The sequence below is a fragment of the Pirellulales bacterium genome, from assembly GCA_035533075.1.
GTDB lineage: Bacteria > Planctomycetota > Planctomycetia > Pirellulales > JAICIG01 > DASSFG01.
Genome location: DATLUO010000171.1, coordinates 1 through 13,853, shown reverse-complemented (window position 1 = coordinate 13,853; position 13,853 = coordinate 1). Strand labels below are relative to the sequence as shown.

Annotated in this window: 11 protein-coding genes; 1 reads left to right on the top strand and 10 read right to left on the bottom strand. The window is 64.1% G+C overall.

Annotated features, from left to right (window positions below; translation table 11 throughout):
• Positions 1-2: 2 nt before the first annotated feature.
• The 8 genes from VNH11_21020 to VNH11_20985 all read right to left on the bottom strand — a co-directional run bounded on the left by VNH11_21020 (position 3) and on the right by VNH11_20985 (position 10,642).
• Positions 3-4,319 (bottom strand): efflux RND transporter permease subunit, encoded by a 4,317-nt coding sequence (locus VNH11_21020; protein ID HVA48862.1) that lies wholly within the window; start codon positions 4,317-4,319, stop codon positions 3-5.
• A 93-nt stretch (positions 4,320-4,412) separates the two neighbouring features.
• Positions 4,413-5,933 (bottom strand): heavy metal-binding domain-containing protein, encoded by a 1,521-nt coding sequence (locus VNH11_21015; protein ID HVA48861.1) that lies wholly within the window; start codon positions 5,931-5,933, stop codon positions 4,413-4,415.
• An 83-nt stretch (positions 5,934-6,016) separates the two neighbouring features.
• Positions 6,017-6,511, bottom strand: a complete 495-nt coding sequence (locus VNH11_21010; GenBank protein ID HVA48860.1) for a hypothetical protein — start codon at positions 6,509-6,511, stop codon at positions 6,017-6,019.
• Between the two features lie 20 nt (positions 6,512-6,531).
• Positions 6,532-7,578: a DUF1559 domain-containing protein gene (locus VNH11_21005; GenBank protein ID HVA48859.1), complete on the bottom strand. Its 1,047-nt coding sequence runs from the start codon at positions 7,576-7,578 to the stop codon at positions 6,532-6,534.
• Between the two features lie 117 nt (positions 7,579-7,695).
• The gene (locus VNH11_21000; protein ID HVA48858.1) at positions 7,696-8,025 is read right to left on the bottom strand and encodes a hypothetical protein; all 330 of its coding nucleotides are present in this window, start codon (positions 8,023-8,025) and stop codon (positions 7,696-7,698) included.
• Between the two features lie 269 nt (positions 8,026-8,294).
• On the bottom strand, positions 8,295-8,681 hold the full coding sequence (locus tag VNH11_20995) for a hypothetical protein (protein HVA48857.1): 387 nt from the start codon (positions 8,679-8,681) through the stop codon (positions 8,295-8,297).
• 125 nt (positions 8,682-8,806) lie between these two features.
• Positions 8,807-9,997, bottom strand: a complete 1,191-nt coding sequence (locus VNH11_20990; GenBank protein HVA48856.1) for a DUF1559 domain-containing protein — start codon at positions 9,995-9,997, stop codon at positions 8,807-8,809.
• 207 nt (positions 9,998-10,204) lie between these two features.
• Positions 10,205-10,642 (bottom strand): hypothetical protein, encoded by a 438-nt coding sequence (locus VNH11_20985; GenBank protein HVA48855.1) that lies wholly within the window; start codon positions 10,640-10,642, stop codon positions 10,205-10,207.
• Between the two features lie 223 nt (positions 10,643-10,865).
• Here VNH11_20985 and VNH11_20980 point away from each other — a divergent pair, with 223 nt between their 5' ends.
• Complete coding sequence (locus VNH11_20980; GenBank protein ID HVA48854.1) at positions 10,866-12,908, top strand: PQQ-dependent sugar dehydrogenase; 2,043 nt, start codon at positions 10,866-10,868, stop codon at positions 12,906-12,908.
• A 147-nt stretch (positions 12,909-13,055) separates the two neighbouring features.
• Here the strand turns inward: VNH11_20980 and VNH11_20975 are convergent, their stop codons facing one another.
• On the bottom strand, positions 13,056-13,286 hold the full coding sequence (locus VNH11_20975; protein ID HVA48853.1) for a hypothetical protein: 231 nt from the start codon (positions 13,284-13,286) through the stop codon (positions 13,056-13,058).
• 154 nt (positions 13,287-13,440) lie between these two features.
• Positions 13,441-13,853 (bottom strand): SUMF1/EgtB/PvdO family nonheme iron enzyme (locus VNH11_20970; protein ID HVA48852.1); only part of this gene is annotated, 413 nt, incomplete at its 5' end.

Below are 13,853 nucleotides of genomic sequence, written 5' to 3'. Positions count from 1 at the left end.
ATTTACCTTGGTGTCGAAGGCCAAAGGCCGCCTGTTTTCCGCCAACGGCGGACCCAATAAAACAGCACCGGCAACAACAGATCGATGACTTCGTCGGCGATTAAAATGCCGCCCAGCACCGGGGCGGCCATGGGCTTGATCACTTCCGCCCCGGTGCCGGTCGCCCATAGCAGAGGCGCCAGACCGAGGACCGTCGTGCCTTCGGTGAGCAGCTTTGGCCGCAGGCGATGGACGGCGCCTTCCATCACCGCCTGGCGCAGCTCGGCGAGGTTCATCTGCTCCAGCCCGCCGCGCCTGGCCACCGCCTCGCGCAGGTAGACCAGCATGATGATGCCCGTCGACGTGGCCATGCCGAAACAGGCGATATAGCCCACCAGCACCGTGACCGAAAAATCGTAGCCCAGCAGCCATTGAAAGATTACGCCTCCGGCCAGCGCACCCGGCACCGCCAGCAACATCAACAGAGCGTCGGCCAGATCGTGATAGGTCCAGTAGAGAATCAGCAGAATCAAGGCGATCACCAGCGGCAGCACGAAGGCGAGCGTGCGAATGGCCCGCGCGTCATGCTCGAATTGCCCGGTCCACTCCACATACACCCCCGACGGCAAGGTCACCCGGTCGGCAAGGGTCCGCCGCGCCTCGTCGATAAAGTCCGTCGCGCTGCGTCCGCGTACGTTCAGTCGCACGTAATTCCGCAACAGCCCGTTCTCGCTTTTGATCGAGGCCGGCCCCTGCACGATCCGCACGTCGGCCACCTCGGCCAGCGGAAGGGTGTCTGTAGGGAACGCACTCCGTGGCGTTCCGCGAATGGCGAGAGAAGGCCGACCCTGCCGCCGCGGAACGCCACGGAGTGCGTTCCCTACAGAGCGGAGAGTGTCGGCAGTCGTCGCCCGTCGCGGCACCGGCAAGCTGCGAATGGTCTCTTCGTCTTCACGCCAGTTGCGCGGGTAAAGCACGCGCACGCCGTGACGCTCGCGGCCCTCAACCGTCGACGTGGCCAGTTTGCCGCCCACCGCCGTCTCGATCACGTCGTTGACCTCGCCGATGCTGACTCCGAGCAGCGCCGCTTTGTCACGATCGACGCAAATCTCCAGATAGCCCTTGCCGCGGACCGCTTCCGCCATGACATACTCCGTTCCCGAAACCCCCATCAACACGGCGGCGATTTCTTCCGACGCGCGAATCACATCGTCGAGCTCTCGGCCCAGCACGCGCACGCCGATATCGGTGTTCACGCCCGTAAACAACATGTCGACGCGGTTCTGAATCGGCCGCGTCCAGACATTCGCCCAGCCGGGCATCTGCAGCGCTCGGTCCAGCTCTCCGCCGGGATCGGACAAATCCGCCGGCTCGCAGCGCCACAAGAGTGCCCGCCAACGCATGGAAGCGGCCAGGCTTTCCTGCACGGCCTTCAACTTGGGTTGCGGCGCGACGTCGGGCGGCGGTGGCATGTTCATCGAGCTGCCGACGTGGTGATGGGAGCGGTGTTGCGGCGGCGGACGAGAGCGAAAGCGGCGGACCTGCGCCAGGTAGTCGGCCAGCTTCGCATCGCGCAGCGTCGAGCGGCCCAGCACTTCTTCGATGGCCAGCCGCGTATAACTCTCCGTCCCGCGAGCAAACAACTGGGCGTTCAGCTCGCGCACGTGCTCGCTCCAGGCCGCGGCGTAATGTGCCAGCAGATCCTTGGTCAAGCGCGTGAAAAAAGTCGGCGGCGTTTTGCCCAGGGCGCGTGCGGCCAAGTCGAACGCACGCTGCCCCAGCGGCGGCCGGTCGTCGAAGAGCTGAGCGTCCGGCTGCACCAGTCCCAGCGCGGCAAGGTTGTGTCCGGCGTGCCGTGCCAAAAGCGTCACGTCGTCGAGCCGTGGCGAAACGGCCAGGTGGTGGTCGGCATGGGGCACCAGCCGCTGCGCGACTTGGGCGATTTCGCCGTCGCTCGGCGGGCGCTCAAACACGCCCTGCCGCTGGAGTCGGGCGACCAGGCCGTCCACCAGCCATTTTGCCAGTTTTTGCGGCAGCGACTCCTCGAACTCGGCGTTGCGCAGATAGGCGTATTCTCGCATCAGGCCGTCAAATCGGCCGAGCGCTTCGCTGGTCGCTTCATCGACCAGCGCCGCCTGTGCCGTCCCGTCGGCCGGCGGTTCGATCATTCCCTCGGCAACCAGTGCCGCCAGCACGGCCTGGGTCTGCCGCCGGGCATCGCGTTCGGTCAGCCGGCGCTTCGGCCACAACCCGTGCGGGCGGAATTCGACCATCGTCTCGATCATGTCGACGGGCGCGGGATCGGTGGGCGTCTCGGCCCTGCCGGCCTTGCCCATTACCATCGCCACTTCGGGAAACCGGCAGAGTACCATGTCGCGGGCCTTGAGGTCATCGGCGGCCTCGGTGATCGACGCGCGCGGCACGGTGATCGGCATGTCCATCACCATGCCTTCATTCAAGGGCGGCATCTTCTGCCAGAGCAAGGGCCGCATATTCTGTTCGGCCACCAGCGCCACCAGCGCCAGACTGACCGTGCAGCCGACGGCCGCGCGCCAGGTTTTCGTCATGGCGCCCAAGAGCACGATGAAAACGAACAGCACCGCCAGCAGCAGGCCCCGATGCCCGAACGGGGCACAGCCGATGAGAAACGTAGCGGCGAGCACCCACACCAACGGCGCCGGATGGCTGAGACAGTAGTCGAGCACCGGCCGGTACACGTCCGCGAAGCCGCGTACCAGCCAGTTGGAGCGTTCATCGCGAAGCCGGCCGCGAATGAAAACGCTGGCCAGGGCCGGCACCAGCGTGATCGACAGCACGGCGACGGCCAGCATCGCCAGCGATTTCGTGAGCGCCAGCGGCTGAAACATCTTGCCCTGAATGCCGCCCAGGCAAAACACCGGCAAGAAGCTGACCAGCATGATGGCGACCGAGAAAAAAATCGGTCGGCCCACCGTGCGGCAGGCCGGCAGCACCAGCCACCGCACGTCGCCCCGCACCGGCCGGTCGCCGAAATGGCCTCGCAGCGTGTGCATGGCGTTCTCGGCCATCACGATCGACGAGTCGACCAGCACGCCCAGCGACACCACAATGCCGGCCAGCGACATGATGTTGGTCTGGACGTCGATGATTCCCAACCGCCGCAAGAGCCACATGGCCACGAACGACGACAGCGCGGCCAGCGGCAGCGTAACGGCAATCACCAACGACGTGCGGACGTGCCAGAGCACCAGCAACACACAGAGGCTGGCAGTGACGATCGCTTCCAGCAGGGCGCTCGTGACCGTGCTTACGGCACTGGTGATGAGCGGCGTGCGGTCGTAGACCGGTATGATGCGCACGCCCGGCGGCAGTCCGGTCGATAGTTCGCTGATCTTGCCGCGTAGCCGGCGGGTGACTTCCAGCGGGTTCTCGCCGTAGCGCATCAGTACGACGCCTCCGACCGCCTCGTTGCCGTGCATCTCGAACACGCCGCGGCGGAAATTGGATCCCACCGACACCGCAGCCACGTCCGCAAGCCGCACCGCTTGCCCGCTGGCCGACGTTATCAAAACCTCTTCCAGATCGTGGCGGACGAGGTCCGCCGTATTCCTCCCTCTCTCGCTCTCTCCCTCGCTCTCTCCCACCAATCGGCTACCGAGCCAGCCGACTCCGCGCACCAAGTACTCGGCGTTGGCCTTTTCGATGACTTGCCCGCCGACGGACTGGTTGGCCTCGGCCACGGCGCGCGTGACCATGCCCGGCGTGAGACCCGACTCGGCCAATCGCCGCGGGTCGAGCTCGATCTGGTATTCCATGACGCGGCCACCGACGCTGGCCACCTCGGCCACGCCGGGCACGCCGGCCAACTGGCCGCGCACGTACCAGTCCTGGATCGATCGCAGCCGCGCCAGGTCGTAGCCTTCGCCTTCGACCGTGTACCAGAAGATCTGGCCGGTCGCGGCGCCGTCGGGAGCAAGGTATGCCTTGACTCCGGAGGGCAACGACTCGCCGGCGCGCAGCAATCGTTCGCCGATCTGCTGCCGGGCAAAATAGAAATCGACGCCGTCCTGCAAAATAACGCTGATCGATGCGAAGTTGAACTCGCTCGACGACCGCACCACGCGCACCCCCGGCAAACCTTGCAAGCCGCTCGAAAGCGGATACGTGACCTGATCTTCGATCTCACGGGGGCTGTGGCCCGGCCAGTCGGCGAAGACCAGCACCTGGTCTTCCGACACATCGGGAATGGCGTCCATCGGCGTGTGGTAAACGGCGTAGACGCCCGCCAGCGCAAGCACGACCGCGGCGGCGATCACCGCCCAGCGGTGACGGACCGAGAGTTCGATGATGCAGTCGATCAAGAGGGTTCGGGGTGACAGATTTTGGATTTTGGATTTTCGATTTTGGATTCCGGACAATCCAAAATCCAAAATCGAAAATCCAAAATGCGGCGGCTAACGGCTACGCTGTTTTAGTTTTTCCAGGGTTTTGTGGGGCTGCTCCGAGGCTTCCGCTTCACAACCGGCACAGCAGAGCCAGACGGTGTGGGCTTTCAGGTTGATCTTCACTGGCGCGCCCATCGAACCGAGCGGCATGCCGGTAATAGGACAATGTTTCTGCCGCTCGGCCGACGCGCGGTCGTCCGACGAAAGCTTGTCGAGCGCGGCACGAATTGCCGCCGCCTCTTTCGCGGAAGGTTCTTTGCCGGACGGTGCCGCCGCCGTCGTCGAGGGGCCCGCCGACGACGCGCTCGCGAGCGACGCGCCGAAATAACCGGCGGCCACGCTGGGGTTCAGCCGCGTCTCGGCGTCGAGCAGGAAGGCGCCCGTGGCAGCCACGCGTTGATCCGGCAGCAGGCCGCGGACCACCGGGTAGTAGCCGTCGCAACGCGGCCCCACGACGACCTCCAACGCATCGAACATGCCGGGCATCTGCTCAACATACGCCACGCGCCGATCGCCCAGGTCGATCACGGCGCTTTCGGGCACCGCCAACACCTGGCCTGGCGGGCGATACTGTACGATTCGCGGCACGAGACGCATGCCGTTGCACGCCTCGCAGACCTTGTCCGGCTCGCTGGCGGTGACGTCGGGGTGCATCGGACACCACCAAGCCACACGCTGAAGGTCCGCGAGCGGCAGGTCCATGAGCAAATTGTTGTCTTCGGGGCATCGCCCGCTCTTTTCGCGCAGCAGGCTGGGATGCTCGTGACAGATGTACAACTTTCGCAACTCCCCTTCGGCCGGCGGCGGCGGGTCGGCGGGCAGCGAACGAAACGGTTCCAGCTCGCAGATCGGCCGGCGAATCTGCACCGTCACCTGCATGCCCGGCCAAAGCTCGCCACGCGGGTTGGCCGCCGCCAGCTCCACGTGTACGCGGTGCGTTTGGGGCGAGACCTTGGGGGCGACCTGCGTTACACGGCCTTCGCGTGGCTCACCGGCCAGTTCCCCATCGGCAACAACCGTCGCGGTCGCGCCCGCTGTCACGAAGGGAATCTCTCGCTGATCGATCTCCGCAGTGATCGTGGCCACGGCGTCATCCAATCCGGTTGCGCCTGACGCATCCTCGCCCGCCCCTGACGCCTCCTTAGCCACCATGCCCCGCGCCACGACCTCGCGCGCCAGCGGGCGATATTCAACCGGCGCGGTCTGGATGCCTGCCAAATGCACGCGATAAGGCGAAATCTGCATCCGCGCCAGCACGCCGTCGGGAAGCTGCTGAGCGCCGCCTTTTTTGCGGCGGACCAGCGGCATGTTGCACACCGAACACTTCGTCGGCCAGCCGGAGATCACGCCGGGACACATGGGGCAGAAATACTCCGTCTCCCCGTTGATGCCGCCGCTGAGCATCTTGCTCGGGCTGGGCATGGTAAGCGTGTCCCAATAATTGCGCAGCACGTGCCACTTGCCGACGATCAAAAATGCGGCCAGCAGCACGAACAGAAAACGCAGCCGAACCTGGGCGACGCGCAACACCCACCGTGCGGAGAATGAGGGAGGAGGCGAAGGAGGGAGGGAGCGATGTGCGGGTTTTTCCGCCGTACGTGTCGATGGTATGTTCATCTCGTAGATTCTCTCCCCCTTTCTCCGTCTTTCCTTCGCTCCGTCTCTCTCGCTCCCTCCTCCGCCCCCGCGCAAGCGTCCCAGTGGGCCACGGCGTCGTAGTCTTCCTGACGAAAGACCCATAGAGGGTCGATCCCGACCAGGTAATAACGCACCTCTTGCTCGTCGCTGGGATCGTCGAGATTGAGCCGCACCACGAACGTCCGCGGGCCTTCGCCAGACACCTCGCCCAAGAGATCGTAGGCGACCAAACGTTGACCCGGTCGCCGAGTCGAGTCGGCCACGCGAACGGTGATCGGCGCCGATTTCAACGTCAGCGGTTCCACGGTTTCACCACTCTTCCAGGCTGCCAACACCTGGTCGAGCGCCTCCTGAGCCCGTTCGGCGCTGGGCACGTAGCGCTCGTAGCCCGATGGCCGGCCGCACGCCGCCACGCAAGGCAACAGCAGCGCCGCCAGCGCCAATTCCACGATCGACCATCGCCGCGTCATCTCGTCACCTCCAAGCTGCGCTAGGGCTGCGATGCCAGGTTGAGGGCTTCCTCTCCGGCGCGCGTCCCGATGGCCCGCCAGGTCCATACGTCGACGTTCTCGCTTTCGAACCGCACCGAGCCGTCGACCATGCACAGATTGACCCCGCCCGGATGACGGCTTCCCGGCGAGACCTGCATCGACATGTTGCTCATCGTGCCGGGGAAGCCGATGCCGCCGCAGGTAAACTGGTTGGGCCCGGCCACGTGGTTGTACTGCGTGCAGCAGTTTTCACCCATGCACCAGCTCGCCCCCCATTTGCTCGTCAGGGGCGTGGCGGTCGCCGGAACGATGGCATTGCAGGTCTGCCAGGTCGCCAGCAGCGACGTCTGGTTAGGGATAATGAACATGTCGCTGCGCGGGTTCGGAGATCCGTTGCCGCGGATCTTTTCGCTGAACAGCGCCGTGTTGCTCAGCCCGTCCAGAATCGCGGCAAAGCGAACATGGCTCAAATAGCCGAAGATGCCCGATTGCGCCTCGCCGGGCGCGATGATGGCGTTCGGGTCTTGGTCGTCGAGACGGTCGCAGAGCCAGCTTCCCTGGTTCGCCGCATAGTTATTCTGACCCGGCCAGTTTGGATTCACCTGGGTGCCATCGGAGGGGCAGAAGAAGCCGGGCACGCGCACCGTACAGGCCAGGTTGTTGATGCCGTTGGGATTGGAGTAGGGAGGCATGAAATTGATCACGCCGGCCATGCCCGGCGTCGCCGGCGGCCAGCGGAAGTCGAGGCTGTCATACAGTGCTTGCTGCTCGATCATCGGCAGCAGCATGGCGTGCTGCGACCAGCGTGCGTAGACGGGTATGGGGGCGGGCCAACTGGGGCCCTTGCCGAACATCAAGGATTTGTGAATGTCGTGGTAGTTGTTGATGGCGATGCCGATCTGCTTGAGGTTGTTGACGCACTGGGCGCGTCGGGCCGATTCGCGGGCGGCCTGCACCGCCGGCAATAACAAAGCGATCAAAATGCCGATGATGGCGATGACCACCAGCAACTCGACCAGGGTAAAACCGTTTCGATGACGCAACATACGAATCACCTTGTCTTCAAAAAAACTCTGGGTATGAGGGACCGTTCGAATCAGTGCCACCCCGAAAACCGGCGGCCGGGCGGAGCGCACCGCAACCGCCGGTTTTCAGGCCGGTTTTTACGCGCGTTTCAGCTTGGCACGGAAGATCGTGGCCACGCGATAAATCAAGGTGCGACAATATCGCTGGTCGGACCTGAGCCGCGCGCCAAGTACAATGACCGAGGGAGTGCCGGCGCCGAGGTCGGCGTCGACGGGGCATCGGGTTTTCATCATGGCCTGCGAATCTGCGCAGACCGCGGACAGACCGTGCCGCGATTCATGCACGGCCACTTTGGCTTCCAGCCGTTGGAGTCGGCCGCAGAGCAACTCCTCCAGTCGCGGCAGCAGCTTTTCCAGCACGCCGGCGTAGGTAGCCGCCACGGCCGGACGTCGTTGGGAACGAGGCATAAAACGTCTCTCTTTCGAATAGGATGGGTGTCTTGAATTCGATCGATGCGCGAGCGCGGCGTGCGCTCGCGACGCTGCGCCCGCTGGCGCAGAGTTACGGCAGATGGGTCCGGGCGGCTACACAAACGCGCGAGGCACCTCGCATCAGCCGTGCTGCGGCAGCCGAAGATGGCGTGCCGTCACACGTTTGAAAGGGCTCCCGCGACGGAGCATGGTCTAGCGCGCAGCCTCAAACGGCGTTGGCTAAACGGGCCCAGACGCGCGATCGATCAGAGACACGGAGGCCGCAGCAGCGGCAGAGAATGCCCGTCTGCCAAAGAAAGACGCTCCTCAATAAGCCGGCCGCACAACGGCGGTCGCGATGGACCATCGCCCTGCCGCCAGCACGCTGCATCGGCCGGCGGCATGTTCGGCAACCCCTTCGTGGGCGGCACGGGCAACGGTGCCTGCCGGTGACAGTTCGGGCCGTGGCAGGTAGGTGTGCCGGGCATCGAATGGTCGTGGTTGGCATGCCCGTGGCCGCCGACCATCACGTAGTCGCCGCAGCTTGCAACGGCGGTCTTGGCATCGAACGACGTCGACAACGCGACCGCCGCGGCGAGCACGACACTCATCCGCACAAGCTGCCCCAGTCGCATTGGTTTGCCGACAAGCATCGCACGCGGGGCCGATGGAAGGCCCAACCAAGATCGAAAGAGAAACCCGATTTCGCCCGCCATCCTAACAAACGGATTTGCACAAATCAAGCGGCCGGAACCCTTTTTTTGGAGAATGGCGACATTCATTGGACCGCGCTTTCGTCGACGACGGCGGTGCGCAGGTAGTTCCAAACGGTCGTGTTGGGTGCGGCCATCGCTCCGGGCGGCATCGCCTGCCGGCCCCAACTGCTCATCAGCAGGCAGAAAACCCGGTAATCGACGTCCTGCGACATGAAACGGCCGTGGCCGTCGCAGTAGAGCATGTTCACGCCGCTGGGATGATTGCTGGAGGGCCGGGCATTCGTATAGGGGTAGTTTGGGTTATTGTTCGATGCCACATCGGACGGGCCGTTGATCCGGCCATATTGCACGCCCGCCGCGTAAGGTGGCGTGGTGTTGCCGCCCGCGTCCATGTCGCCCCACCAAACGAAGCCTTGCAGCGGTTCGAGCACGGCGAACGGCAGATTACTCCCCATGCCGCCCATTCCGCCGCCGCCCATGCTCGAGTCGGCCAGTCCTTGAGCGTTGGGATCGCAATAGCTGCCCGCGTTGAGGTTCTCCGAGAGCATCAAGGTCAGCGACGTGCCGTCATGCACCGTGAGATAGTCCATGGTCATGTCGACCTGCGGGCCCATGTTGCACGTCTGGGCCATGGGAATGTCGAGCATCATCGACTGCATCGAGTCTTGGAAGCAGTCGAAGAACACGCCGTTGGCCGCGTAATCGGCCGAGACCGCCATCGTTTGCATCCCGCCCATGCCGCCCGCAAACATGGCCTCGGTGTCCTTTTGCCCGGCGTTCACCACGTAGGCGCAGGGCGGCGGAATAGTCTGCGTCGCCGGGTTGCTCGGGCAAACAAGCAGCGTGAGATAGCCTTGGATCGTCGGATCGATCGATGGATTCGGCGACGAACCCATCGGATTGGCCGTGAGAAAACTGCCGTTGCGCCAGAGAGCATAAAGGTCCGTTCGTTCGACGAATGGCAACAGCGGCACGACCCAGCTCACCGGATATTGCGGAATGGAATTCCCCTGGAGCACCGGCTCGGGCGCCAAGGTCATATTCTCGCGCCAGCCGGGCAGCCGCCCGCCGCTCTTGCTGGCGAAGTTCTGCAGGGCGATGCCCAGGTTGTGCAGGTTGTTGTTGCAGGTATTGCGGCGGCCGGCCTCGCGGGCCTGCTGCACGGCGGGGAGCAAGAGACCAATCAGCATGCCGATGATGCTGATGACGACCAACAGTTCGATGAGGGTAAAAGCATGACGAGAACGTGGCATGATTGCACCATATAAGATCGAAAGAATAAAAAGCTCATTCCCGCCGCACGCGTGCGCGGCGGGGCCTGGGGTGGAAGTTCCGTGAGTTCAAGAACCAATGCGAAGCGCAGCCTCAAACGGGCGTACGCGCGCCAGCGCGTCGGGGACGCGCAGGGACGCGATCTAGGAGTATCCGAGCACCGTCGGTATCGTGACTGTCAAAACAGGTCAGCCAACGACGGCATGACCCGTGCGCCGAGGTGGGCGAAAGACCAGATCGGTCCTAAGAAGCGTGGCAGGGATTGGCTGCCAGATAACGAAGCCGAGCGGCTTGACGATAACCTCCGGGGTCGCGTCCGTCGTCCAACCCCAATCGTGATGATGGGTGGGCGGCGTAACCGGCGGCTGGGGGTCGGGAGCCGAGCGGCGGGAGCAATTTGGCCCGTGACATGGCAACCGCTCGCCGCGATGACCGGCGGCGGCGTGACCGTCTGTGCCGGTGGAGACGGGCGCGAAATGTCCCGCGGGCGAGTGGCCGTGTTGAGCATGGCCGCCCACCATCACGTAATCGCCGCAACTCGCCAGCACCGTCGCTTCGGCCAACCAATTGGCTGCCAAGCACACGACGCCCAGCGCGGAAATGCGAATTGGCCGAACACACCTCATTCTTCACCGCCGTGAAGTCGACTGTACACGCCCGACAGAATAGCCTTTGGCAACACAGCAGTCAAGTATCGCCCAAGGTTGCCGCGGTGCGTGGGGTTTTTGAAGACACTAACCCGAAGCGTCAGCGAGGCAAGTCATGCCACCGATGCCCTCTGGCGGAGGACGGGTTGGCGGGTTACGCTCGTCACTTGCACCGTTGTTCAACCCTACGAGGGACGTCTACGTGAATCGCCCGAAGTTTCTGTCGCATTTTTGCAAGTTCAGCTTCTTGATCGTGCTCTGTTTGAACGGCTCGCAGGTCCTAGCCGCTGAGTCGCCCGCCGCCGTGCTGGCAACAGGACTGAAGAACCCCGAGTCAGTCGCGCTCGGTTGGGAGGGCCGCATCTACGTCACCACCCTCGGCGAGTTTGACAAAGACGGCGATGGGGCGGTCATGGTGCTTGCCGGCAACACGGCCAGGTCCTTTGCCAAGGGCCTCGACGATCCCAAAGGAATGGTCTTCGCCAACAACGCCTTGTTCGTCGCCGACAAACGGGGCGTCTGGCAAATCGACGACAAGGGTCAGGCCACCGTGTTCGTCGGCGTGGGCCAGTTTCCCGTCAGGCCGCGGTTTCTCAACGATCTGTGTGCCGACGAATCCGGCGCGCTCTATGTCTCCGATTCGGGCGATCTGAAAGGCGGCGCAGGGGCCGTGTGGCGGATTTCGTCCGACGGAAAGGTGTCGGTCGTTACCGATACCTCGCGGGCAAAAGGCCTGAACGGGCCCAACGGCCTGTTGTGCGACGGCCCGGAACACCTCTTGATGCTTGATTTCGGCTCCGGCGAATTGCAGCGAATCAACCTGGCCGACGGCAAGATGGTGCGGCAGGCGGCGGGCTATCCCGGCGGCGACGGACTGGCACGCGACAAGAACGGCAAGCTTTACATCAGCCAATGGTCGACGGGCGAAATCTCGGTGCTCGGACGCGAAAGCCACGCCCCCACGCAAATCGGCAAGTTCGAGTCGGCCGCCGATCTCTGTCTCGACGAGGCACACGGCCGATTGCTCGTGCCCGACATGAAAGCCGGCACGCTTTCGGAGATCAAGCTTTCCGGCATTCCCGCCGTGGAGCTCGACGAACGCCCGCTCGACGTGATGATCGAACGGGCGTTTCCGCGGCTGGAATTCAATCGGCCGCTGGTACTGACGCACGCGGGCGACGGCACGGACCGCGTTTTCGTCGCCTCGCAGCTTGGCAAAGTGTTTGTGTTTGGCAACAAGCAGAGCGCGGCCAGGCCGGGCGTGTTCTTGGATATCGAGTCGCGCGTCCGCTACGACGACAAGGAGAATGAAGAGGGCTTTTTGGGACTCGCCTTCCACCCGCGCTATAAGTCGAACGGCGAGTTCTTTGCTTATTACACCACGACCGACACGCCGCACACGTCGGTCGTCTCGCGTTTCCGCGTGTCGAAGGACAACCCGGACCGGGCCGACGCGGCGACCGAAGAAGAGATCCTGCGCATCCCGCAGCCGTATTGGAACCACAACGGCGGGACGCTGGTCTTCGGACCCGACGGTTACCTTTACATCGGGCTGGGCGACGGCGGCCTGCGCGACGACCCGCAAGGCAACGGCCAAAACCTGGCGACGCTGCTGGGATCGATCTTGCGGATCGACGTCGATCGCCGCCAGGGCGACAAGCGGTATTCCATCCCCAAAGACAATCCCTTCGTCGGCCGCCAGGACGCCCGCGGCGAAATCTGGGCCTATGGCGTGCGGAACCCCTGGCGGATGGCCTTCGACCGCCAGACGGGCACGCTGTGGGCCGCCGACGTCGGCCAAGATATTTGGGAAGAGGTCGATTTGATCGAGCGCGGCGGCAATTACGGCTGGAACCTGCGCGAGGGGAAGCACCCGTTTCGGCCCAAGGGCGCCGCTGGGCGACGCGACTTGATCGACCCGATCTTCGAGTATCACCACGACGTCGGCAAGTCGATCACCGGCGGGCACGTGTATCGCGGCAAGCGCGTGCCTGAACTAGCGGGCGCGTATCTTTACGCCGACTACATCACCGGCAAAGTCTATGCGCTGTGGTACGACGAGGCCAAGAAGCAGGTGACGGCCAATCGGCCGATCGCCGGCAACGTCATGCCGGTGTTCTCGTTCGGCGAGGACGAACGCGGCGAAGCGTACTTCATGACGACGCAGGGCTATCTGTTCACGTTTGCCTGGCCACCGAAGGCCCACGTCCCTGGCGCAACGGGCCGGGAGAAAACGCCCCGGTGAGCGACCACCGGGGCAACGCAATGCATGGTGCGCGAATTGCTGCGGTGATGTGACTCATGATACGACGATCAAGAGCGGCAACAGGCGAGGAGCAATGGGTGCTGATCTCTCAGGTCGAGCACGCCCGATTGTCGGGCCCTCGATTGCCTACTTGCGGCCTCGATTGCGCCAGGCGAAGAGCCGAAGCGTGCCGGCGCCCGCGGCCGCCAGCGCGACAAGCGCCGTTCTGACGACGAACTGGTCCGTGGAAACGGCGGGACCGTTGACCCAGTAGAGAAACGGGGCCAGCGCCAGCGTGGTCCAGCAGCAAAATTCGGCCCACTGCCGGACTTCCCGCGGCGTCAGTTCATGTTCTTGCTCGGGCCTCTCTTCAGTCATGGTAAAGCTTCGCCGAACCCGTTCCCATTTTCACACTAACCCGAAGCGCAAGCGAGGTTTTGCCGCCTTTTCACGTTCCTCGCTGGCGCTTCGGGTTGGTGTCCGGCGCCTGCGTACCGGGTTCGGCGAAGCTTTACCACCCATGGCGTGAAGTCTATTCTCCCACCTCGCACACGACGCGGAAGCCCACGAACGGGCTTTTTCGCCAGGGAGACATGATGGGGTAGTTGATGCGACATGGCTCGCCCACAAAAATCCAGTCGCCGCCGCGGACGACCTTGAGGTAGCCCTCGGCGGGTCCCTGGGGGTCGTCCACCGGCGAACGGCCGTAATAGGTGCGATCGAACCAGTCGCCACACCACTCCCAGACGTTGCCCCGCATGTCGTGGAGCCCAAACGCATTGGCCGGATAGCTCCCGACCTTGCTCACGGCGAGCGCCGGCTCGATGCCCGCCGCTTCGCCCGACTTGTCGTCGGGCGTGCGCCGCGCGCTCCAGCGATACGCCTCGCTCTTGCCGGCCCGGCAGGCGTACTCCCACTCGGCCTCGGTCGGCAATCGGTAGCGCC

Coding starts and splice junctions, on each gene's coding strand:
- VNH11_21010 (HVA48860.1), bottom strand. CDS start 6,511: ATGACGCGGCGATGGTCGATCGTGGAATTGGCGCTGGCGGCGCTGCTG.
- VNH11_21005 (HVA48859.1), bottom strand. CDS start 7,578: ATGTTGCGTCATCGAAACGGTTTTACCCTGGTCGAGTTGCTGGTGGTC.
- VNH11_21000 (HVA48858.1), bottom strand. CDS start 8,025: ATGCCTCGTTCCCAACGACGTCCGGCCGTGGCGGCTACCTACGCCGGC.
- VNH11_20995 (HVA48857.1), bottom strand. CDS start 8,681: ATGCTTGTCGGCAAACCAATGCGACTGGGGCAGCTTGTGCGGATGAGT.
- VNH11_20990 (HVA48856.1), bottom strand. CDS start 9,997: ATGCCACGTTCTCGTCATGCTTTTACCCTCATCGAACTGTTGGTCGTC.
- VNH11_20985 (HVA48855.1), bottom strand. CDS start 10,642: ATGAGGTGTGTTCGGCCAATTCGCATTTCCGCGCTGGGCGTCGTGTGC.
- VNH11_20975 (HVA48853.1), bottom strand. CDS start 13,286: ATGACTGAAGAGAGGCCCGAGCAAGAACATGAACTGACGCCGCGGGAA.